This is a genomic window from Monashia sp. NPDC004114 (genome assembly GCF_053603855.1).
In genome coordinates this window covers 1-23,525 of sequence record NZ_JBSGGK010000028.1, presented here as the reverse complement: position 1 = coordinate 23,525, position 23,525 = coordinate 1, and the positions used below count along the sequence as shown (strand labels likewise).

Genomic DNA, 23,525 nt, shown 5'->3' with positions numbered 1-23,525 from the left:
GAGCGCGGCGTCCAACAGGAATCTCACAACTAGGGGACAACCTCGTGAGGCAGACAATGCACACCGGGCGCAGCAGGCTGACGGGCCTGCTCGCCGCGGGAGCCCTGGTCGCAGGCGCCATCGTGGCGTCACCGGCCCAGGCCGCTCCGAGCGCCGACAACGGCGCGTCGTCCGGCAAGAACGCCAACGCCGGCAACGACAACCTCCGCTCACCCATGGCGGTCAAGCAGGACGCCATGCGCCAGAAGGCGCTGGAGAAGCGGCTCAAGGGCGACAAGTCCGCCCAGGGCAAGGTGGCCAAGCTCGGCCCGGGCCAGTACGTGCCGCTCGAGCGTGAGGGCACCGACAAGATCTTCGTCGTCATCGTCGAGTTCGGGAACGAGCAGTACCCCGGGGGCATCGGCACGACGGTGCCACCGGGCACCTTCCTCGGCCCGCCCAAGGACGGCAGCGCGACGGACGTGACCGGGCCGCTGCACAACGAGATCCCCGCACCCGACCGCGCGGTCGACAACTCGACTCTCTGGCAGGCCGACTACAACAAGGCCCACTACGAGAACATGTACTTCACCCGCATGGCCGACTACTACCAGCGCCAGTCCTCGGGCCGGTACTCGGTCGAGGGCGCGGTGACCGACTGGGTCAAGGTGCCGTACAACGAGGCGCTCTACGGCCGTAACTACTGCGGCAGCATCGTCTGCAACACGTCCAAGGCACTCGTGCGTGACGCTCTCGCCGTCTGGGTCGACAACCAGCTCAAGTCGGGCAAGACGATGGCCGAGATCACGGCATACCTCAAGACGTTCGACCAGCAGGACCGGTACGACATCGACGGCGACGGCAACTTCAACGAGCCCGACGGTGTCATCGACCACTTCCAGATCGTCCACGCCGGTGGCGACGAGGCCGCCGGAGACCCGCACCAGGGCACGGACGCGATCTGGAGCCACCGCTCGTTCGCGAACATCCAGGGTGGCGGACCGCTCGGCGCGGGCGTCAACATCGGCAGCAACACCGGCACCGTCAGCAGCCCGCTCGTGCCGAACAACCCGACCGGCATCTGGGTCGGCGACTACACGATGCAGCCGGAGAACGGCGGCCTCGGCGTCTTCTCCCACGAGTTCGGCCACGACCTCGGTCTGCCCGACCTGTACGACACGTCCGGCAACACCGGTGGCGCGGAGAACAACACCGCGTTCTGGACCCTGATGTCCTCCGGCGCCAACATCGGCGACGGCGGCCCGGACGGGATCGGCGACGCCCCGACCGACCTGGGCGCCTGGGAGCTGTTCCAGCTCGGCTGGCTCCAGCCGCAGGGCAAGCAGGGCCCGTTCTACGACGTCGCGCAGGCCGGCAAGCGGTCCTCGCACACGATCGGCTCGAACGCGCCCGCGACCAAGCAGGCGCAGGCGCTGTTCACCCTGCTGCCCGACAAGGAGGTGCCGCTCGAGCTCGGCGCCCCCTACGAGGGCGAGCACGTGTACTACAGCGACGCGCGCGACGACATCGACACCACGATGACGAAGCAGGTGACTCTGCCGGCGGGCTCGGTCTCGCTCTCGGCCAAGGCTCGCTACAACATCGAGCAGGACTGGGACTACGCCTTCCTTCGCGTGTCGACGGACAACGGCGCCACGTGGACCTACGTCAACACGAACCTGTCGAGCTCAACCGACCCGAACGGGCAGAACCAGGGCCACGGCATCACGGGCGTCAAGGCCGACTGGACCGACCTCACCGCAGACCTGTCCGCGTGGGCCGGCCAGACGGTAACGCTGCAGTTCCGCTACTGGCAGGACGTCGCCCAGGTCGGGCAGCCCGGCGTCAGCACGCCGCCGCCCGGCCTCCAGCTCGACGCGATCGCGATCAGCGGGCAGCCGCTGGACGGCGCCGAGAGCGACGCCGGCTGGACGTTCGACCCGGCTGACGGCAGCGGCTTCCGGGCCAGCTCCGGCACCGTGACGCAGAAGTTCTTCAACGCCTACGTCGCGGAGAACCGGCAGTACGACGGGTACGACACGTCGCTCGCCACGGCATACAACTTCGGCTTCCTCAACACGACGCCGGACATGGTGGAGAGCTACCCGTACCAGAACGGCCTGCTCGTCAGCTACTGGGACTCCTCGATGGCCGACAACAACGTGGGTGACCACCCGGGCTCGGGCCTGATCCTGCCGGTCGACGCCCACCCGGAGTTCAGCCACTGGAGTGACGGGACGCTGATGCGCAACCGGATCCTCTCCTACGACTCGACCTTCGGGCTCGAGCCGACCGACGCGATCTCGCTGCACAACAACAGCGTCGCCGGGTCGATCGCGAGCAAGCCGGCCGTCCCGGTCTTCGACGACACCAAGTCGTGGTGGACCAACTCCGACGAGCACGGTGCAACCGGCTCCCACGCCGGTCGCTACCAGCCGGGGTGGTACGGCGTCGACGTGCCCAAGACCGGCACGACGATCCGCGTCGTCGGCAGCTCTATGCAGGGCAACTCGCTCAACGTCCTCGTCGCTCCCAAGTGAGCCGGAGGCCGAACCGGTCCCGCGCGTGAGTGCGCGTGAGCACGGATCCGGTCCGGTCAGCAACGCCTGATCACGAAGACCCCGCCGACCGTCCGGTCGGCGGGGTCTTCGGCTGCACATAGGATTGACCCTCACGACCGACGCGGGGCCACCGGTCCGGCGGGCGTCGTGGACGACCTGTTCACCCGACGACCGAGGGGCCGCCGTGGCGCAGCTACTGCTCTTGCACCTGCTTGCTGCCGCGCTCGCGCCCTGGCTGGCGCGCGTGCTGCGCGCCAAGGCCTTCCTCGTCCTCGCGGTGGTGCCGGCGGTCGCGTTCGGCTGGCTGGTCGCCGTGGCCGTCGACGTGCGCGAGGGCCGTCTGCCGACCCAGCGGATCGAGTGGGTGCCGGGCCTCGGCCTCGACCTCGACTTCCGCCTCACCACGCTGTCCTGGGTGCTGGCGCTGCTCATCACGGGGGTCGGCGCGCTCGTGCTGCTCTACTGCGCGTGGTACTTCGCCGACGACGACCCCTCGCTGTGGCGGTTCACCTCGGTGTTCACGGCGTTCGCGGGCGCGATGCTCGGGCTGGTCCTGACCGACAACCTGCTCGTCCTCTACATCTTCTGGGAGCTGACCACGGTCTTCTCCTACCTGTTGATCGGTCACAACCCAGCCAGCTCGACGAACCGCCGCGCCGCCATGCAGGCCCTGCTCGTCACGACCGTCGGCGGCCTGGCGATGCTCATCGGCATCATCGCGATCGGCGTGCACCACACCTACTCCATCTCCGCCCTCGTGGCCTCGCCCCCGCCGCTCGACGCCGTGATGGTGGCCGCCGTCGTGCTGCTGCTCGTCGGGGCGCTGTCGAAGTCGGCGCTCGTGCCGTTCCACTTCTGGCTGCCCGGAGCGATGGCGGCGCCGACCCCGGTGAGCGCGTACCTGCACGCCGCGGCCATGGTCAAGGCGGGCATCTACCTCGTCGCGCTGCTCGCCCCCGTCTTCGCCGGGGCCCCGGCGTGGTTCGCGCTCACCCTCGGGCTGGGCCTGTTCACCATGCTCGTCGGGGGGTGGCGAGCCCTGCGCCAGCACGACATCAAGCTCCTGCTCGCCTACGGGACGGTGAGCCAGCTGGGGTTCATCGTGGCCATCACGGGCCTCGGCACCAAGGAGTCGGCCCTCGCCGCCCTCGCGCTGGTCCTGGCTCACGGCCTGTTCAAGTCGACGCTCTTCCTGACCGTGGGGGTCGTCGACAAGGCGACCGGCACCCGCGACCTGCGCGAGCTGTCGGGCGTCGGGCGGCGCCTGCTGCCGGTGTCGGTGCCCGCCACCCTCGCGGGCCTGTCCATGGCCGGGGTCATCCCGCTGGCAGGCTTCGTCTCGAAGGAGAGCGCGCTCACCGCGGTCTGGGACGAGGTCCAGCACTCTGCCCCCCTCCCGGCGGCATACGGCTGGGTGGCGCTCGTTGCGATCGTCGTCGGCTCCGCGCTCACGACCGCCTACACGGCACGCTTCCTGTGGGGCGCCTTCGCGACGAAGCCGGGGGTCGCCCCGACACGGGTCAAGCCGCCGCACCCGGGATTCGTCCTGGCCCCCCTCCTGCTCGGCGTCGCCTGTCTCGCGCTCGGCCTGCTCGCACCGCTCGAGTCGCCCTGGCTGATGCCGTATGCCGTCCAGTTCCCCGTCGGGTCGGCCCCGGAGCCGCTCGCGCTGTGGCACGGGCTGACCGTGCCGCTGCTGCTCTCGGCGCTGTCGATCCTGCTGGGTCTCGTGCTCTTCCTCGTGCGCGAGGACGTCGCGCGGGCGCAGGCGCGCGTGCCGGCCCTGGTCGACGGCGAGCGCGGCTTCGCGCGGACGATGCGCTGGGTCGACCGGGGCGCCGTCGAGACGACTGCCGTGACCCAGCGCGGGTCGCTGCCGATCTACCTCGCCGCCATCCTCCTCGTCTTCGTCGCACTTCCCGGGGTGGCTGCCTTCGCAAGCCGGGCTATGCCGTCGGTTCGCTTGTGGGACAACGCTGGTCAGGCCGTCGTGGGCGGGATCGTCGTCGCTGCAGCGGTGCTCGTGCTGATCACGCGCCGCCGCCTCACCGCAGTCATGCTCGTCGGCGCGACGGGGTACGGCGTGTCGCTGCTCTTCATCGAGCACGGGGCGCCTGACCTGGCGATCACCCAGATGCTCGTCGAGACGGTCGCCCTCGTCGTCTTCGTGCTCGCGCTTCGCCGGTTGCCGACGAAGTTCACCCGGCACCCGCACTCCCCCTCGCGCACCTGGCGGCTGGCCCTCGGTGCCGCGGTCGGGTGCGCCGTCGGAGCCATCGCCCTGGTGGCTGCGGGCGGCCGCCACTCGATGCCCGTCTCGGAGGGGTACCCCACGCAGGCATACGAGTTCGGGCACGGCAAGAACATCGTCAACGTCACCCTCGTCGACATCCGCGCCTGGGACACCCTCGGGGAGGTGTCGGTCCTCGTCGCCGCGGCGACCGGCGTCGCCAGCCTGATCTTCGTGAGCACCCGCAACACCCGGATCTCCCGGGCCTCGTCGAAGGCCATCCCCGCCACCGACCCGGCGCGCGGCACGTGGCTGCACGGCGGGCGCACCATGCGCAAGGAGAAGCGCTCGGTGATGTTCGAGGTCGTCACGCGCCTCGTGTTCCACATCATGCTCGCGGCGTCTCTCTTCCTGCTCTTCTCGGGGCACAACCAGCCCGGGGGCGGTTTCGCCGGCGGGCTCGTCGCGGGGCTGGCGCTCGTCGTGCGCTACCTCGCGGGCGGCCGCTACGAGCTCGACGAGGCCGCCCCGTTCGACGCCGGCCTCGTCGTCGGCCTCGGGCTGCTCGTCGCCGTCGGGTCCGCGCTCGCGCCGCTCGCCTTCGGGGGCACCATCCTCGAGACGACAACCATCGACTTCACCCTGCCGCCGTGGGGCGAGGTCCACGTCGTCACCTCGGTGTTCTTCGACATCGGCGTCTACCTCATCGTCGTCGGGATGATGCTCGACATCGTGCGTAGCCTCGGCACGGGCATCGACCGGCAGATCCAGGCCGAGTCAGACGGTCCCGTCCCGGGCGAGGACGCCGCAGCGGACGCGGGCCCGACCGGCGGCGAGGTCTCCGAGGGAGGCGGCTCGGACGAGGGCCGCGGCCGCCGCGAGGAGGTGGCGCACCGATGATGCCTCCGACAGCGTTGACGCCGGTGACCGCGCTGACGCCGCTGGCGCAGCAGCCGGCGGTCGCCGCCCTCATCGAGCCGACCCTCGAGCCGAACCTCACGCTCGTCCTCGTCACGGTCGGCCTGGTTGCGGCCGGCACGGCGCTCGTGCTGGACCGCAGCCTCGTGCGCGTGCTGCTCGGGATGGTGCTCATCGGCAACGGCGTCGCCGTCCTCTACCTCGTCGTGAGCGGCCGCGCCGGACGCCCACCCTTCGTCGGCGAGGCCCCGCAGTCGATCAGCGACCCGCTGCCGCAGGCGATGGTCCTCACCGCGATCGTCATCTCGCTGGCGACCATCGGGTTCCTGCTGGCGCTGTCGTACCGCCTGTGGCAGGTCTCGGGGACCGACGACGTGCCCGACGACGCCGAGGACGCCCGGATCCAGCGCCTGGCCATCGAGGACGCGACGTCGTCGACCTACGACCCCTCCGAGATCTCCACGACGACCGCCGACGAGCTCGCCGGCGAGCGCCTCGATGGCGGCTCCGGGGACGGACCCGAGAACGGACCCGAGGACAGCGGCGACGAGGGCTCCGACCGCCAGAGCCTGGGAGGTGAGCGCCGTGGCTGACCTCTCCGTCGCCGACATCGTCCCGATGCCCGTGCTGCTGCCGCTGCTCGGGGCCGCGCTGACGCTCGCCTTCCGGCGGTCACCGCGGCTCCAGCGAGCGACGAGCATCGCGGTGCTCTCGGCGACCGTCCTCGTCGCGGCGGTGCTGGTGCAGCAGACGAATGCACACGGCCCCCAGGTGCTCTGGCTCGGCGCCTGGCAGGAGCCGCTCGGGATCTCCCTCGTCGCCGACCGGCTCAGCTCGCTCATGCTGCTCGTCTCCGGCGTGGTCACACTGCTCGTGCTGCTCTTCGCCATCGGCCAGGGGCAGGCCGACGGCGAGGACGAGACCGAGACACCCTTGACGATCTTCCATCCGACGTATCTCGTGCTCTCGGCCGGCGTGGCCAACGCGTTCCTCGCCGGGGACCTGTTCAACCTCTTCGTCGGCTTCGAGATCCTGCTGTTCGCCTCCTACGTGCTGCTGACGCTCGGCGGCGCCGAGTCGCGGATCCACGCCGGCACCACGTACGTGGTGGTCAGCCTGCTCAGCTCGGCCCTGTTCCTCGTCGGCATCGCCGCCGTGTATGCCGCGACGGGCACCGTGAACCTGGCCCAGCTCTCGATCCGCATCGCCGACCTCACCCCGAGCGTTGCGCTCGTGCTGCAGCTCTGCCTGCTCACGGCGTTCGCGATCAAGGCGGCCGTCTTCCCGATGTCGGCGTGGCTGCCCGACAGCTACCCGACCGCTCCGGCGCCGGTGACCGCGGTCTTCGCCGGCCTGCTCACGAAGGTCGGGGTCTACGCGATCATCCGCGTGCAGACCCTGCTCTTCCCGGAGTCCCCGCTCACCGGGCTGCTCATGTGGGCGGCCCTGCTGACGATGGTCATCGGCATCCTCGGCGCCGTCTCCCAGTCGGGGCTCAAGAGGATCCTGTCGTTCACCCTGGTCAGCCACATCGGCTACATGATCTTCGGGATCGCCCTCGCGACCCAGGACGGCACGGCCGGGGCGATCTTCTACGTCGCGCACCACATCACCATCCAGACCGCGCTGTTCCTCATCGCCGGGCTCGTCGAGCGCGTCGCCGGCACCACCTCCCTCGACCGACTGGGCGGCCTCGCCGTGGCCTCCCCCGTGCTCGCCGTGCTCTTCTTCCTGTCTGCCATGAACCTCTCGGGCATCCCACCCCTGTCCGGCTTTCTCGCCAAGATCGGGCTGCTGCATGCCGGTATCGAGGTGGGCACTCCGCTCGCGTGGGTGCTCGTCGTGGGCGGGATCGTGACGAGCCTGCTGACGCTGTACGCACTGTCCAAGGTGTGGAGCCAGGCGTTCTGGCGTCCGCTCGCCGAGGCCCGGGCAGCCGCCGAGGCGATCGCGGCTCAAGAGGCGGCGGAGGCTGCGGAGGCGTCCGGGACCGCGGGCCCCTACGGCGACACCGGAGAGGCGGAGGGTGCCGCGGCCCGGGGTGGTGCTGTGGCGGTCGCTGTGGCCGTGGACACCTCGCCGCGGGCGCTGCCGCGCACGATGCTCGGGGCCACCGCGGCAATGACGGCCGTCGGCCTTGCCATCACACTCTTCGCCGGGCCGCTCTTCTCGTACACCCAGAAGGCGGCCGCGGACCTCATCGCGCGCACTCCCTACGTCAATGCCGTCCTTCCGCCGGAGGCCCGCAGATGAGCGCGACCCCGACGACCGACGACGTACGCCGCCCGGCAGCGCCCCGCAGGCGCCGCACCTTCCAGCCGCGGGCGATCGCCACGATCGCCCTGGCCTGGGTGCTCATGTGGGACCGCATCACCTGGGGCAACGTCGTCAACGGCATCCTCGTGGGCCTGTTCGTCACGTACGCGTTCCCGCTGCCCTCGATCGAGTTCAACGGCCGCCTCCGCCCGCACCGGCTCGCCTGGCTCATCATCCGGTTCCTCGGTGACCTCGTCGCGGCCACCTGGCAGGTGCTGCGGCTCGCCCTGGGCACCCGGCGCCCCCGCAACGCCGTCATCGAGGTCCAGCTGCGCTCGCGGTCGGACTTCTACCTCACCCTCACAGCCGAGCTCATCGCGCTGGTGCCGGGCTCGGTCGTCATCGACGCCCGACGCTCGACCTCGGTCCTCTACCTGCACCTGCTCGACGTCGAGCGCAAGGGCGCGGTCGAGGCGCAGCGGCGCCACGTCCTCGTGGTCGAGGAGCGCGTCGTGCGGGCCCTCGGCTCACGCGAGGAGATCGAGGCGATCGAGTCCGCCAAGCTCGCCGACGCGGGTCGGGCCACCGGACCCGCAGGACCCATTTCAGGACCACGCGCCCGACCCCCTGGAGATGCCCCATGACCTGGCTCGTCACGTCGGTGGTCATCGCCGCCCTCGCCCTACTCGGCGCAGCCGCCGTCATCGTGCTCGTGCGCCTCTACCGCGGCCCGAGCAACCTCGACCGCATCATCGCCGCCGAGATCCTGCTCGTCATCGTCATCGCTGGAGTCGCCCTCGAGTCGGCCCGGCAGCACACGTCGACGTACCTGCCGCTCCTGATGATCCTCGGGCTCGTCGGCTTCGTGGGCGGCGTCGCCGTCACCCGGTTCCTCTCCCGCGACACGGACGAGGTGGAGGGCGAGGTCCGCGAGAGGAGGCTGCACCCATGAGCTGGACCGCCGTGCTCGACGCTGCCGGGGCTCTGTGCCTGCTGGTCGGCGCCTTCCTCTGCTTCGCGGGAGCGCTGGGCCTGGCCCGGTTCCCCGACACGCTCTCGCGCCTGCATGCCGCGACCAAGCCGCAGACCCTCGGGCTCATCGTGATCCTCGTCGGGCTCGCCCTGACACTGCGCACCTGGGCCGCGGTGACGACCCTCATCCTGCTCGGCGCCACCCAGTTCTTCACCTCACCGGTCTCGGCCCACCTCGTGGGCCGGGCGGCCTACCGCAACGGCCGGGTTGACGAGTCCACCCTCGTGGTCGACGAGCTCTCGGACGCCCTGGAGCGCTCCGGGTCGGACCAGACCAGCTGAGCCGGAAGGCATACCAACGCCGCGTTCGGCGCGAGGGGTTGTGCGGTTTGATCTCAACTCGGCTTCAGTTCTTGCGGTCGCCCGCGGGAGCCGCCGAAAAATGGCATGAGGCACGCCTGGGCCGAACGTAACATCAAACAAGTGATCTCGCTGCCCCACGCCGACCCCGGCACTCCGGACCTCACCGGCCCGACGGCATACCTGCGGTGGCTCGGCAAGGGACAGTGGCGCACGCTCGTCATCGCGATCTGCTTCGGCGTCGTCTGGCTCGTGAGCCAGGCCCTCTTCCCCGCCGCGATGGGCAAGGCGATCGACGACGGCATCATCGGCGGCGACGCCGGGTCGCTCGCGCTCTGGTGCGCGATCCTCGTCGGCCTCGTCCTCGTCAGCGCGGTCTCGGGCGCCTTCCGGCACAAGTACGCCGTCGCCAACTGGCTCCAGGGCGCGTTCCGCTCCGCCCAGCTCGTCGGGCACAAGGCCGCCGACACCGGCGAGGCGCTGACGCGCACCGTGCCGACGGGCGACGTCGTCGCGACGGTGAGCTCGGACGCGATGCGGATCGGCGGGCTCTACGACGTCCTGGCCCGGTTCGCCGGCGCGGTCGTGTCGTACGTCGTCGTCGCGCTCATCCTGCTCAGCGCCTCCGCGCCGCTCGGCCTCGTCGTGCTCATCGGCGTCCCGGTGCTCGTCGCGTGCCTCACGTTCATCGTGCGCCCGCTCCAGCAGCGCCAGCTCGCGCAGCGGGAGGAGTCGGGCAAGCTGATCGGGCTCGGCGCCGACACGGTCGCCGGCCTGCGCGTGCTGCGCGGCATCGGCGGCGAGCAGACCTTTCTGACCAGGTATGCCGCACAGTCACAGTCCGTGCGCCAGGTCGGCAACCGGGTGGCCGGCTACCAGGCGGCGCTCGACGCCGCCCAGGTGCTGCTGCCGGGCGCGTTCGTCCTGGTCGTCGTGTGGCTCGGGGCCAGGTTCGCCATCGAGGGCCAGATCACCCCGGGCCAGCTCGTCGCCTTCTACGGCTACACCGCCTTCCTCGTCATCCCGCTGCGCACCGCGACAGAGATGGTCGACCGCGCGACCCGTGCACACATCGGCGCCCGCAAGCTCATCCGGGTCCTCGCCGTCACCCCCGACCAGCTCGAAGCCATTGCGACGCAAGCGCTTCCGACCCACCCGGCGCGGCTGGTCGACCCCGACAGCGAGGTCAGCATCGAGCCCGGGCTGTTCACCGTCGTCGTGTCGGCCCGGCCCGAGGAGTCGGCTGCGCTCGCGGACCGCCTCGGCCGGTTCGGCCCGCACGACACGGACGCCCGGCTGAACGGCACGCGTCTCGCGGACGCGCCGCTCGCCGAGCTCCGGCGTCGCATCGTGGTCTCGGAGACCGACCCGCGGCTGTTCACCGGCACGTTGCGCGAGGAGCTCGACCCCCGCGGGGAGCACGACGACGCGACGATCCTCGCCGCGCTGGACGTCGCGAGCGGCGAGGACGTCCTGGAGGCGCTGCCCGATGGCCTCGACAACGAGGTCGAGGAGCGCGGACGTGCGTTCTCCGGCGGCCAGCGGCAGCGGCTCTCCCTCACCCGGGCCCTGCTCACCGACGCCGAGACACTCGTGCTCGTCGAGCCGACGAGCGCCGTCGACGCCCACACCGAGGCCCGGATCGCCGACCGTCTCACGACGGCCCGCACCGGGCGAACGACAGTGGTCATGACAGCGAGCCCGCTCATCCTCGACCGCGCCGACCGCGTCGTCTTCCTGCAGGACGGAAAGGCCGTCGCGACCGGCACCCACCAGGAGCTCATGACCGACCGACCCGACTACCGACGAACCGTGATCCGCGGAGAGGAGGACTGATGTCCGCAACACCTGCCACCCTGCCGGCCGAGCACCCCGGGCAGCCGACCCGCACGCTGCCAGTCGCCGACATGGAATCGGTGCGGGCGCACACGCGGGGCCTGCTGGGGCGCCACCGAGGCAGCCTCGCCCTCGTCGTCGGCCTCCACTCGCTCGCCGCCGTCGCCGCGCTCGTCGCGCCGCGCGCCATCGGCCTGCTCGTCGACGAGATCAGCCACGGGCGCTCGCTCGCGGTCGTCAACACACTCGCGATGTGGATCGCCGGCGCGGTCGTCCTCCAGACGATCGTCACGTGGTTCGCCCGGCGGGCGTCCTTCATCATGGGCGAGACGGTCTTCGCCGAGCTGCGTGAGCAGTTCATGGGGCGGGTCGTCGAGCTGCCTCTGTCGACCGTCGAGCGCGCCGGCACGGGCGATCTCGTCTCGCGCACGACGAACGACGTCGAAGCGCTCTCCCACGTGATCCGCTTCGGCATCCCGTCGATCTTCGTCGGCGCAGTGACGACCGTGATCACCGTGGTTGCCGCATTCATCACCGGGTGGCAGGTCGCTCTGGCGATCGTCGTCGGCATCCCGATCCTCTGGATCTCGACGCGCCGCTACCTGCGCTACGCGCCCGCCGGGTACCTGCGCGAGCGCGCGACGTATGCCGTGCTCAACGGGGTCGTCACCGAGTCCGCCGACGGCGCTCGCACCATCGACGCCCTGCGGCTCGGCCGGCGTCGCCGGCGGCGGATGGACGACGCCCTGCGCGACTGCTACGACGCCGAGCTGTACACCTTGAACCTGCGGCTGCGCTGGTTCCCGTCGGTCGAGTTCGCCTTCTTCATGCCGGTCGCGGTGACGCTGCTGTGGGGCGGGTGGCTCATCTCGCGCGACATCGTGACCGCGGGCACCGTGACCGCCGTGGCCCTGTACGTCCAGCAGATGGCGGGACCGCTCGACGAGCTCATCTCCTGGCTCGACGAGATCCAGGTCGGCGCGACCTCGCTCGCGCGGGTCATCGGCATCGCCGACGTGCCTCCGGACCGGGCGGCCACGGGCCAGGAGCCGGCAGACGACCGCCTCGACGTCGAGGACGTGCACTACGCCTACCGCACCGGTCGCGACGTGCTGCGCGGTGTCTCGCTCGACCTCACGCCGGGCGAGCGGCTTGCCATCGTCGGCCCGTCCGGTGCCGGCAAGTCGACCCTCGGCAGGCTCATGGCCGGCATCGACGGGCCGCGGGTCGGTCGGGTCGAGGTCGGCGGCGTGCGTCTCGTCGACCTCGAGCTGCCGCAGCTGCGCGGTCAGGTCGCCCTGGTGACCCAGGAGCACCACGTCTTCGTCGGCTCGCTCGAGGACAACCTGCGCCTGGCCCGGCCGAGCGCGTCCCGCGAGCAGCTGCTCGAGGCACTGGAGGCGGTCGACGCCCGCGTCTGGGCCGAGGAGCTCCCGGATGGGCTCGACACCGTCGTCGGCTCGGGCGGCCAACGGCTCACCGAGCCGCAGGCCCAGCAGCTGGCCCTGGCCCGGCTCGTGCTCGCGGACCCGCACACGCTCGTGCTCGACGAGGCGACCTCGCTGCTCGACCCTCGGGCGGCGCGTCACCTCGAGCGCTCGCTCGCGGCGGTCGTGGAGGGCCGGACGGTTGTCGCGATCGCGCACCGGCTCATGACGGCGCACGACGCCGACCGGGTCTGCGTCGTCGAGGACGGGCTGGTCAGCGAGATCGGCTCGCACGAGCAGCTGCTCGAGGCCGACGGGGCGTATGCCGCTCTCTGGCGCTCCTGGCGGGACGAGCCCCAGCCGGCCCGCTGAGACGACCCGGCCACTCGAGCCCCGTCGAGTGGCCTCGTCGTCCCAGCCACCTCCCGTCGAGTGGCCTCGTCGTCCCAGCCACCTCCCGTCGAGTGGCCTCGTCGTCCCAGCCACCTCCCGTCGAGTGGCCTCGTCGCCTCACGCGTCACGAGTGACGAAGCGGCCACTCGACGGGGTTGGTGGTGTGGGATCGGCGGTGGTGACCGGCGTAACCCTCGGCTGGGTATGTCGTTGTCAGCGTGGTGCCGGGCTCGTTTCTGACCGGTTGCGGCCCGCGCCATGGGTGAGGCCGTCTCTGAGGGGTGACGGTCTCACCCCCGCCGGTCCGCAACCTTCACCAGGTGCGGCCCGCGCCATCGGGTGGGGCCGTTTGTGAGGGGAGACGGCCCCACCCCTGCGGGCTCACACGAGCGGGCCCGCCCCCACGACCGGCTGCGATCCGGCCATCCTGCGGTAGGGCTCGTTCTGGGCCGGGCGCTGGTCCGGCTCGCCGCTGCTCGGCCACAGCGACATCGCCCGTTCGGCCTGCGCCGTGATGGTCAGGCTCGGGTTCACGCCGAGGTTCGCCGAGACCGCTGCCCCGTCCACGACGTGCAGACCGGGATAGCCCCAGACCCGGTGGTAGGGGTCGATGACCCCGGTGTCGGGCGAGTCGGAGATGACCGCGCCACCGAGGAAGTGCGCCGTCATCGGGATGTCGAGGATCTCCCCGATCGACGAACCCGCCCAGGCCCGTTCGCCGGTGGCGCGCTCGAGCCGCGCGGCGATCGCACGGACGGCCACGTTGCCCTGCGGGATGTACGTCGGGTTGGGCTCGCTGTGGCCCTGGGTCGAGGTCAGGTGCCACCCGAACACGCCGCGCTTGCGCCGCACGGTGATCGAGTTGTCGCTGCTCTGCATGACGAGGGCGATGACCGTGCGCTCGCTCCAGCGCCGGGTCGACAGCGACCGGGCGAACACCGCCGGATGCCGCACCGCCCCACCGAGGAACCGTGCCCACCGGGGCACCCGTCCGCCCCCGTTGACCTGCATCACCGCGAGCGCTCCCATGAGGTTCGAACCCTTGCCGTAGCGGACGTTCTCGACATGGGTCGTGTCATCGACATGGAAGCTCGACGTGATCGCCACCCCTCGCGTGAGGTCGACCTCGTGGGGGGTGCGAGCGGTCATGGCTCCGCCGAGCGCCTCGGAGTTGGTCCGGGTCAGCTCCCCGAGCCGGTCGGACAGGTGCGGGAGCCCGTCGGGCTCGGCGGTCGCCTTCATCGCCTGGAGCAGCGCAGCGGTGCCCCACGCGCCCGCGGCGACGATGACCTGGCCCGCCGTGACGGTGCGCGACTGCGCCCGGCGCCGCCCCCAGGCGCCGCTGCGGACGGTCGTGACGGCATACCCCTGCTCCGGCACAGCCGGGTCGACGGGACGCACGGACGTCACGGTCCGCAGCGGCTCGACCGTGACGCCAAGCCGCTCGGCGAGCGCCAGGTAGTTCTTGACGAGGGTGTTCTTCGCCCCGACCCGGCAGCCGACCATGCAGTTGCCGCACTCGGTGCACCCGGTGCGTTGCGGCCCGGCGCCGCCGAAGTACGGGTCCGCCACCCGAACGCCAGGCTTGCCGAAGAAGACGCCGACCGGCGTCTTGGCGAACGTCGCGCCGACGCCGAGGTCGTATGCCGTGTCGCGCATGAGCTGCTCCACCGGGCCTTCGCACGGGTTCGTCACGACCCCGAGCATCCGCTGGGCGGTCGCGTAGTGCGGCGCAAGCTCGGACTGCCAGTCGGTGATGTGGGCCCATTGGCGATCACGGAAGAAGGGCGGTGGCGGCACGTAGAGGGTATTGGCGTAGTTGAGGGAGCCGCCACCGACACCGGCGCCCGCGAGGACGAGGCAGTCAGGCAGCCGGTGGATGCGCTGCACCCCGAAGCAGCCGAGCCGCGGCGCCCACAGGTAGCGCTTCACATCCCAGCTCGTGCGGGCGAAGTCGGCGTCCTCGAATCGGCGGCCCGCCTCGAAGACATGCACGCGGTAGCCCTTCTCGGCCAGCCGCAGCGCCGACACCGATCCGCCGAAGCCGGACCCGATGACGACGACGTCGTGGTCGTACCCCATGGCGGCCAGCCTAGGCGGGCCACTCCCCCGCGACACACGACACGTTCCCGGTTCGAGGTATCCGGGTGGAGGTACGAGGTCGGCGCATCGCGCGACCGATCACCTCGATCCGAATACCTCGATCCGAATACCTCGGCCGCGGTCGGCGCCTGCGAGCTCAGGCCCCAGGCACGCCGGACAGCGCGGTGCGCAGCGCGCGGGAGACCTCTGGGTAGAGCGTCAGCGAGAACGTCTTGGTCATGTGGCCGTGGTCGAAGTAGGTGATGAGGCCTCCGAGCACTGCCGGGCAAGACCCGTCGCGGCAGAGCAGGTCGGTCACCTCGAGCCGAGTGACGTCCTTGCCGACCCGGTCGGCAGCGGCATCGGCGAGCGGGTCGGGCTCGAGCCCGCTGGTCGGCTGGGGCGCCTCCTTGGTCGCGCACTTGGCCACGTCGTTCGAGTAGCGGGCCACACAGTCAGGCACGCTGCCGGTCGCTCCGGGGGTGTCACGGATGACCAGGACCCGAGCGCCCGCCTCGATGAAGGTGTCCATGACGCGGTTGTAGGACGCCTTCGCGACGGCCGTCTTCTGCGCGGCCGGGACACCCGCGAGCGGCTGCAGGGTGCGGTCCGACATGACGACGAGGTCATAGCCTCCGTCGGCGATCCGGCCGCGCGCCCAGGCGTTCCAGGCCACGCAGTTGTCCTCGAGGGTCTTGGTCCCGAACTGGACGGGGACGTCGACCGAGTAGCACTCCGACGCGAGATACGTGTCGACCCGCCAGCCACGCTCCTTGGCGGTCTTGACGATCGGCGGCTCCCACTGGCCGGCGTGCGAGTTGCCGTACAGGGCGATCTTGACGGTGGCGTTCTTCGGGCCGTACGAGCAGACCTTGTGCCTCGTGAAGGGCCGGTTGTTCCAGCAGTCGTCGGCGTACACGTCGGGCTTGTCGTCGGCCGCCTGGATCGGGTTCGTCAGCATCGCCATCGTCCGGCCGGCGCACGCAGGGTCGCGGAATGCGTCGACCCCGACGCACTGGGCGGCCGGGTTCACCCGCACCGACTCCGCCTCGGACGCGGCACGGTCGGACTGCCACAGGGCGAGACCGGCGGTCGTCAGCGAGATCGCGAGGCACGCGGCGAGCAGCATGAAGGACCGCTTGGTGCTCCGTGCGATCGCCGGCGTGAAGCGCATGAGGTCCTCGACCCAGCGCTTGGACAGGCCCGAGAGCGCGAGCACGATCGCGATGATGACGAGCTTCTGCCACCCCTTCACGTTGTCGTCGCCGAGGACGAAGGGCGCGATGACGATCGCGGGCCAGTGCCACAGGTACACCGAGTAGGAGACGTCCCCGAGCCACTGGACCGGCCGGCCCGACCACAGGTGACGGGGGCTGGGGGCGAGGTCGTCCGAGCGCGCCGCGATGACCATCGCCGCGCCGACGGTGGGCAGGATCGCGGCCAGGCCGGGGAACGGCGTCCCCCCGGTGTAGCTCCACGCGGCCCAGATCATCGCCGCGAGGCCGCCCCAGACCAGCAGGGCCCGAAGCAGCGTCGACCGGAAGCGGAGGCCGGCGTGCACCGCCGCGGCCAGCCCCGCGCCCACCCCGAGCTCCCAGATGCGCGTCGTCGTCACGAAGTAGGCCTGCGCCGCGTCGTCGTTGGTGAACCAGGCAGACCAGGCCAGCGAGAGGAGGCTGACCGCACCGATGACGAACAGCGGCACGTAGCGGAACGAGCGCGACAGCCGGCGACAGACGAGGAACGCCAGGCCGATCAGGACCGGCCACATGATGTAGAACTGCTCCTCGACCGACAGCGACCAGTAGTGCTGGGTCGGGGAGTGCAGCTGGTCGGTCGCGAGGTAGTCGGTCGAGGTCCACGCCAGCATCCAGTTCTCGACGTAGAGCGCCGAGGCGATGACCTCCTTGGCCACCCGCGCGTGCACCGTCTGCGGGAGCCAGATCATGCTCGCGACGAGCGTGACGACGAGGACCAGCGTCGCCGCAGGGATGAGTCGCCGCACCCGCCTGGCCCAGAAGGCGAACAGGTCGGCCGTGCGCTTGATCGGGCGCTCGAGCAGGTGCAGCGTGATGAGGAAGCCGGAGATGACGAAGAAGACATCGACACCGACGTAGCCGCCGGTGAGCCGGTTGGGCCAGAAGTGGTAGATCACGACCAGCGTGACGGCGATCGCACGAAGAGCCTGGATGTCCTTGCGCGGACCGGCCTCCACGGGTCGCTCGCGTCGCGCCGGTGGGGTCGTCACTTTCGTGACTCCGCCGACGACCGTCGTGCCCAAAGCGTCGGGTGCAGCCAAGAAACTTACTCCGTACGTGATAACCCATGCCCGAAAATCAACCTGGACAACCTAACGCACGAGGCCGTCATTTCCCATTTAGCCACCGGAGAGCCACCGGCTCGCAACCGGTTCGTAACCACCGGCGCAGCGGGACTTCAGTCCCGGTCGCGTGGGCCTCGGGACTCACGCCCCGGCTAGGATCGCCCTGTCGCCATCCCGACCGGAAGTGGACTCTGCGTGAGCAGCCCGACTCCTTCGCTGACCGTCATCTCGAACGTCTACAACGACGCAGGGCGTCTCCCACGGGCTGTGGCCTCGGCGCTCGCGGCGTGGACTCCCCCCACCGCAAGGCATGCAGAGGGTGTGTCAGCGGCAGACGCGACCGGCGACATCGAGGTGCTCATCGTCGACGACGGGTCGACCGATGACACCGGACGGGTCGCCGACGCTCTCGCCGCCTCCGACCCACGCGTGCGAGTGGTGCACCGTGGGGAGAACGACGGCGCTCCGGGCGCCCCGCGCAACCTTGGCCTCGACGAGGCGCGCGGTCGCTGGGTCGCCTTCGTCGACAGCGACGACGAGTACCTCCCGGGTACGCTCAGGAGGCTCGTCGACCTCGCCGAGGCCGAGCACGCCGACGTCGCCGCGGGTGCGGTGTCGCGGTACAACGAGCGGACCGAGCGGGTCACGCCTCTTCCGGCGACGGCATACACCAGCGGTCCGGTCACGCCGCTCGCCCCGGGTTCCCCCCTCTGGCACGACACGATCGCGGTGGCCAAGGTGATGCGCCGCGACTTCCTCGACGAGCACGCGATCCGCTTCCCCGAGCGGATCCTCTACGAGGACCAGCCGTTCACCGTCGCGCTCTGGGCCCAGGCGTCGCGGATCGCAACGCTCGACGAGACCGTCTACCACTGGTACGTCTACAACGTCGCCGGGGGCGAGTCGATCACGGCGCGACGTCACGAGATCTCGAACTTCCACGACCGGCTCACCGCCAACCGTGCGATCGACCGCATCCTCGACGGCCGGCCGGACCTTGCCGAGGCGAAGCTGGCCAAGTTCGTCGAGCACGACCTGGCCCTGTACGGCAAGGACATCGACGGCCGCGACGACGACTACCGCACCCAGTGGCTCGCCGCCGCCCGCGACTATCTCGAGGCGCAGCCCCAGCAGCGCCGGACCGCGCTGGCGCAGCCGTTCCGGCTCGCGGTGCAGGAGATCGTGACGGGCTCGGACGAAAGCGCTGTGGCCGCCTGCCTGTTCGCGTACCGCCGGCTGCACGTGGCCCGCCCGCTCGATCACCGCGAGGGCGGCTGGTGGTGGCCCTACGTGCCCGCGCAGTCGGCGACCGTCGCCCACGACGTCACCAGGCTGGTCCGCAACGAGCACGCCCGTGGCCGGCACCTGCGGACCACCGTATGCCGTCAGATCAGTGCCGGTGCCCGCTCCCTCTCGCTCGCCGGGACGGTCGTCGACGGCGACGGGAGCCTGCGCGCCCGCGCCCGGATGAAGGTCGTCCTCGTCGACCGCGACCGCGCGTCAGTCGTCGACGCGGCCCTGACCCGGCTCGAGCCCGACGGGCGGTTCGCGGTCACGCTGACGCTGCCACAGCTGCGAGGCGACGCGCCGCCGGCACAGGCCTACGACGTGAAGGCGGCGTTCCCCGGGTTGCTGCCAGTGCCGGTCCCGGGTCGGAGGCCCAGGGCCGTGGAGGTCTCGGGCGCGCTCGAGCTGCCGCCGCTCGCGGCGGACAGCGGCCTCGAGCTCTACCGCACCCGCAACGGGAACGTGTCGCTGCGGCCCGCCTCGGCCGACCCGTCCGTAGGTGCGTCGGCCGACCCAGCCGGGTCGCCCGACTCGACCGCCTGAGCCGCCTGAGCCGCCTGAGCCGCCTGAGCCGCCTGAGCTGACGGCGCTGCGGTCGCACCGTCTGCGCGCGCGGCCGCGGTGGCCTTCGCACCCCTGGTGACCTTGGCCCCCTTGGGGGCCCTGGCCAGCGCCTCCAGCTTGGGTGCCGGCTTGCCGATCTGCTTGATCGCCGCGGCGACCCGGGCGCAGCACTGGCCGTCCCGCTGGGGGAAGGTCTCGTCGATCCGCTGCTGGAACTCCGGCCGGGCGGCATACCCGTTCTCGGCGATGTCGACGACGGCCGCGACGGCCTCGTCGACTCCCGCCACGACCGGGCCGAACCCGTCGCGCTCGTAGCGGAAGTACCCGGCGCGTCCGACGTGGCCGCCCGCCGCAACCCGATGCGCGTCGAACTGGAAGTAGACGACGGGACGGTCCATGTAGGCGGCATTGAACGCCATCGAGGAGTAGTCGGTGACGAGCACGGCGGCGCGGGCGAAGTAGTCCTGGACGTCCGCGCCGTCGAACGACAGCCGCAGCACCGACTCCGGCAGGTCCATCTTGGCCAGCACCGGCTGGATGTTCGGGTGCGGAAGGAAGGCGATCTTGCGTCCGGTGCGCGCGGCGAGCTCGGCGAGCTCGGGGCTGTTGAGCAGCGCCGTCCACGACTTTGCGTACTCGGTCTCGAAGAAGTGGGAGTCGATGACGCGCCGCTGGCTGCCCGGCTTGAGCGGCGGCACGAGCCAGTTGCGCCAGGTCGGCGCGACGAGGATGAGGTCGCAGGCGTCGCCGGTGATCCGCGAGGCCTTCTCGTGCAGCCGGTCGAAGCGCGGGAGCCCGGTGAGCGCGACCTCCCTCGTGGAGAAGACGTACGGCGACCCGTCGGCAGCGATGGACTCGTACTCCCCGGGGGTCGAGGTGACGAACAGGTCGATCTGCTTGGCGTTCAGCCAGCGCGACAGGTCGTCCTTGATGACGCCGTGCTGCAGGAACGTGAACTTCCAGCGCGGCTGGATGTGCTTGATGATCGCCGGCGGTTTCTGGACCGGCGCGTCGATGTGCGAGGAGATGAGGTGCGCCGCGTTGATCATGAGCAGCTTCCACCGCAGCGAGCCGTGCGCGACGAGACGCGAGCCGAAGCCGTCGGCCTTGAGGCGCTTCCAGTCCGGCGTGTCCTTCTCGATGACGAACCACGCGTTGATCTCGGGCCGGTTGGTGCGCAGCCAGCGGAACAGGATCTCGCCGCTGTCGTTGGCGTCGTGGATGCGGTCCATGAGCACCCAGGCGTCCTTGAAGACCTTGCGCACCTGCGGCCGGGCCGCGAGCAGCCGCACCGGGTCGACGAGCAGCGCGTCGAGCGCCTCGCGACGCCGCATCCGCGGCGGCCGGAACCGGTTGGAGATCGCGCGCGCCCCGAGCGCGCGGACCGCCTGCCGCTGCCATGCGGTCTCGAGCTCGACACGCGTGCCGTCGAGGCGCACCTCGACGGTCCCCCGCGCGTCGACCCAGAGCACCTTCTCCCACATGAGCGTCGCGCCGAAGAAGTCGATGGCGCGGGTCTTGGAGTACTCCGGAGCGACGAGCTCGCCTCGGGTGTAGATCGCCTCGGCCGGCGGCTCGCCGACCCAGCGGTAAAGCAGCCGCACCGTGCGCTTGACGGCGTCGTAGCTGTCGGTGACGACGTAGGGGGTGTGCCAGGACTCGTCGCGCAGGCCGTGCAGCATGATGTCGCGCCAGTGCGGCTGCAGCTTGCGGATCGCGAAGGCGTCGATGACGTCGGGGTCGAGGCGGTCGATGATCTGCCGCAGCGTCGCCCTGAAGGTCTGTGCGAGCTCACCCTCGATCGCCGCGGCGGAGCTGGCCATCGCGTCGTCGGCCGAGAAGTACCAGGACAGCTCGTAGAGGACCACGTGCTGGACCCACATCGGCACCGAGCCGAACTTCGCGGCGGCCTCGTCGAGCAGTGCGAGGTATCCCTCGCGCGGGACGGTCGAGTAGCGGCCCGTCGCCGAGATGCCGGTCTGCAGGGTCGAGGACTGGTCGGCGCGCTTGCGGTAGAAGTACTTCGCCGAGCCGATGAAGCCGGCCTGGCGGCTCGGGGCACGCAGCAGGTAGCGGACGGCGAAGTCGCCGTCCTCGAAGTTGGGCCGGAGCCCCGCGTTGAACCTCAGGTCGCCGACCACGTCGCGCCGCATCAGGCTCGTCGTCGAGCTGCCCGGGATGAAGGCCGTGGCGACGTCGAGATCGACGAGCTGGTCGGCGGAGTACATCCGCCAGCGCGGGTGCTTGGCCCGCTCGCCCGTGCTCTCGTTGCGCAGGACGACGTTGGCCGACAGGAACTGGACCTCGGGGTTCTCCTTGGCGAAGGCGGCCATGGCGGAGAAGAACTTCGCGTTGACGGTGTCGTCCGGGTCGATGAAGGTGACCCACTCACCGGTGGCCTGCTCGAGGCCGGCGTTGCGCGCGGCCGCCTGGCCGGCATTGGCCTGGCTCAGGACGACGACCTCCAGCGGCGCGCGCATCGCCCACTCCTCGAGCACGGCGCGCGAGTCGTCGGTGGAGCCGTCGTCGACTGCGATGAGCTGGATGCGCGACAGGTCGAACGTCTGCGCCTCGAGGGACTCGATGAACTCCGGCAGGTACCGCGACACGTTGTAGACCGCCGAGACGATCGAGAAGAGCGGCCGCTTCTGCTTGCTCGCGGTCGGGTTCTCGGGGGTCGTCTCCGTCATCACTGGTGCCTTCCCGCGCGGACCACCGGGTGCCCGCATCTGGTGTCGTCTGGTCTGCGCGACGAGAGCTCGTCGCGCCCTTGGTGTCGATTCACCCCGTATGCCGGGTCAACGACGCCTTGCATCCTATCCGCTGCGTGGGCGGTCACCGTCCTGTGCCGCCCCGGACTGCCTTGTCTCGCCTGGGCCGAAGCGCCCGCTCGACCGGAGCTCACACCCTCCCGTCGAGTCGGCTCCCGGCTGGGGTCAGGCGCCGAGGTAGGGCGAGACGACGACCTCGACGCGCTGGAACTCCTTGACGTCGGAGTACCCCGTCGTGGCCATCGCTCGCCGGAGGGCGCCGATGATGTTCGTCGTGCCGTCGGCGCGTCGGCCGGGCCCGAAGAGGATCTCCTCCAGCGATGCCTGGCCGCCGAGCTCGATCCGCTCGCCGCGGGGCAGCTCCGGGTGGTGCGCCTCGGGGCCCCAGTGGAAGCCGCCACCGGGGGCGTCGGTGGCGCGGGCCAGGGCGGCGCCGAGCATGACTGCATCGGCCCCGCAGGCCACGGCCTTGACGATGTCGCCGGACGTGCCGACGCCGCCGTCGGCGATGACGTGCACGTAGCGGCCGCCCGACTCGTCGAGGTAGTCGCGGCGGGCCGCGGCGACATCCGCGACGGCGGAGGCCATGGGAGCGTGGATACCGAGGGCGGTGCGGGTCGTGTGGGCTGCGCCGCCGCCGAACCCGACGAGCACGCCGGCCGCACCCGTCCGCATGAGGTGAAGGGCAGCCGTGTACGAGGCGGCGCCGCCGACGATGACGGGGACGTCGAGCTCGTAGATGAACCGCTTGAGGTTGAGCGGCTCGGCCCGGCCGGAGACGTGCTCGGCCGAGACGGTGGTGCCCCGGATCACGAACAGGTCGACACCGGCGTCGACGACGGTCTTCCAGTGCTGCTGGGTGCGCTGCGGGGAGAGCGCCCCGGCGACGGTCACGCCGGCGTCGCGCAGCTGGCGCAGGCGCTCGGTGATCAGCTCGGGTTTGATCGGCTCGGCGTAGATCTCCTGCATCCGGCCCGTCACCGCGCCCGGCTCGATCGCGGCGATCTCGCGCAGCTGCGGCGCCGGGTCCTCGTAGCGCGTCCAGAGGCCCTCGAGGTCCAGCACCGGCAGCATGCCGAGCTTGCCCAGCGCGATGGCACTGTCCGGCGAGACGACGGAGTCCATCGGGGCCGCCATGACGGGGATGTCGAAGTGGTAGGCGTCGATCTGCCACGAGACCGAGACCTCCTCGGGGTCGCGGGTCCGCCGCGAGGGCACGACCGCGATGTCGTCGAAGGAGTAGGCGCGCCGACCGCGCTTGCCACGGCCAATCTCGATCTCGGTCACCGGCCGATCCTATCGATCACCCGCGCTTCACCCGCCATGGCGCCACCGCGGCCCCCAAACCGTGGCCCCACCACCCCGACACCCACCACCTCGGCGCCGCGGCCCCCAAACCGTGGCCAGACCACCCCGATAGCCACCACCTCGGCGCCGCGGCCCCCAAAACGCGGCCAGACCACCCCGATACCCACCACCTCGGCGCCGCGGCCCCCAAACCGTGGCGTCCCCCCGCGGCGGGTGGGTCGGTCAGCGGCGTCGAGGCAGGTAGCGATGCTCGGGGCG

The 23,525-nt window shown here is 71.0% G+C and carries 14 protein-coding genes; 10 read left to right on the top strand and 4 right to left on the bottom strand.

Going from position 1 to position 23,525, the window contains the following annotated elements:
- Positions 1-44 precede the first annotated feature (44 nt).
- The 9 genes from ACWEOW_RS23575 to ACWEOW_RS23535 all read left to right on the top strand — a co-directional run bounded on the left by ACWEOW_RS23575 (position 45) and on the right by ACWEOW_RS23535 (position 12,911).
- Positions 45-2,519, top strand: a complete 2,475-nt coding sequence (locus ACWEOW_RS23575; protein ID WP_452271690.1) for an immune inhibitor A domain-containing protein — start codon at positions 45-47, stop codon at positions 2,517-2,519.
- Positions 2,520-2,724: 205 nt separating this feature from the next.
- The gene (locus tag ACWEOW_RS23570; RefSeq protein WP_452271689.1) at positions 2,725-5,670 is read left to right on the top strand and encodes a Na+/H+ antiporter subunit A; all 2,946 of its coding nucleotides are present in this window, start codon (positions 2,725-2,727) and stop codon (positions 5,668-5,670) included.
- Positions 5,667-6,281, top strand: a complete 615-nt coding sequence (locus ACWEOW_RS23565; protein WP_452271688.1) for a Na(+)/H(+) antiporter subunit C — start codon at positions 5,667-5,669, stop codon at positions 6,279-6,281. The genes ACWEOW_RS23570 and ACWEOW_RS23565 overlap by 4 nt, the downstream gene beginning before the upstream one ends.
- A gap of 25 nt (positions 6,282-6,306) precedes the next feature.
- Positions 6,307-7,941, top strand: coding sequence for a Na+/H+ antiporter subunit D (locus ACWEOW_RS23560; protein ID WP_452271715.1), 1,635 nt, complete (start codon positions 6,307-6,309; stop codon positions 7,939-7,941).
- Positions 7,938-8,588, top strand: a complete 651-nt coding sequence (locus ACWEOW_RS23555) for a Na+/H+ antiporter subunit E (RefSeq protein WP_452271687.1) — start codon at positions 7,938-7,940, stop codon at positions 8,586-8,588. Before ACWEOW_RS23560 ends, ACWEOW_RS23555 begins: the two co-directional genes overlap by 4 nt.
- The gene (locus tag ACWEOW_RS23550) at positions 8,585-8,896 is read left to right on the top strand and encodes a monovalent cation/H+ antiporter complex subunit F (protein ID WP_452271686.1); all 312 of its coding nucleotides are present in this window, start codon (positions 8,585-8,587) and stop codon (positions 8,894-8,896) included. Before ACWEOW_RS23555 ends, ACWEOW_RS23550 begins: the two co-directional genes overlap by 4 nt.
- Positions 8,893-9,258, top strand: coding sequence for a monovalent cation/H(+) antiporter subunit G (gene mnhG, locus ACWEOW_RS23545; RefSeq protein WP_452271685.1), 366 nt, complete (start codon positions 8,893-8,895; stop codon positions 9,256-9,258). The genes ACWEOW_RS23550 and mnhG overlap by 4 nt, the downstream gene beginning before the upstream one ends.
- A 141-nt stretch (positions 9,259-9,399) precedes the next feature.
- Positions 9,400-11,112 carry an ABC transporter ATP-binding protein gene (locus ACWEOW_RS23540; RefSeq protein WP_452271684.1) on the top strand — a complete coding sequence of 571 codons (1,713 nt, stop codon included), beginning with the start codon at positions 9,400-9,402 and terminating at the stop codon, positions 11,110-11,112.
- Entirely contained in the window at positions 11,112-12,911 is a 1,800-nt protein-coding gene (locus ACWEOW_RS23535) for an ABC transporter ATP-binding protein (protein WP_452271683.1), read from the top strand. Before ACWEOW_RS23540 ends, ACWEOW_RS23535 begins: the two co-directional genes overlap by 1 nt.
- 402 nt (positions 12,912-13,313) lie before the next feature.
- Here the strand turns inward: ACWEOW_RS23535 and ACWEOW_RS23530 are convergent, their stop codons facing one another.
- Positions 13,314-15,014, bottom strand: coding sequence for a GMC oxidoreductase (locus ACWEOW_RS23530; RefSeq protein ID WP_452271682.1), 1,701 nt, complete (start codon positions 15,012-15,014; stop codon positions 13,314-13,316).
- A 157-nt stretch (positions 15,015-15,171) separates the two neighbouring features.
- The gene (locus ACWEOW_RS23525) at positions 15,172-17,313 is read right to left on the bottom strand and encodes an acyltransferase family protein (protein ID WP_452271681.1); all 2,142 of its coding nucleotides are present in this window, start codon (positions 17,311-17,313) and stop codon (positions 15,172-15,174) included.
- Positions 17,314-17,532: 219 nt separating this feature from the next.
- Between ACWEOW_RS23525 and ACWEOW_RS23520 the strand changes: the two genes are divergently transcribed.
- Complete coding sequence (locus ACWEOW_RS23520; protein WP_452271680.1) at positions 17,533-19,167, top strand: glycosyltransferase family 2 protein; 1,635 nt, start codon at positions 17,533-17,535, stop codon at positions 19,165-19,167.
- Here ACWEOW_RS23520 and ACWEOW_RS23515 read toward each other — a convergent pair.
- Complete coding sequence (locus ACWEOW_RS23515) at positions 19,065-21,878, bottom strand: bifunctional glycosyltransferase/CDP-glycerol:glycerophosphate glycerophosphotransferase (protein WP_452271679.1); 2,814 nt, start codon at positions 21,876-21,878, stop codon at positions 19,065-19,067. The genes ACWEOW_RS23520 and ACWEOW_RS23515 overlap by 103 nt on opposite strands.
- Before the next feature lie 246 nt (positions 21,879-22,124).
- Entirely contained in the window at positions 22,125-23,246 is a 1,122-nt protein-coding gene (locus ACWEOW_RS23510; protein ID WP_452271678.1) for a GuaB3 family IMP dehydrogenase-related protein, read from the bottom strand.
- Between the last annotated feature and the right edge of the window lie 279 nt (positions 23,247-23,525).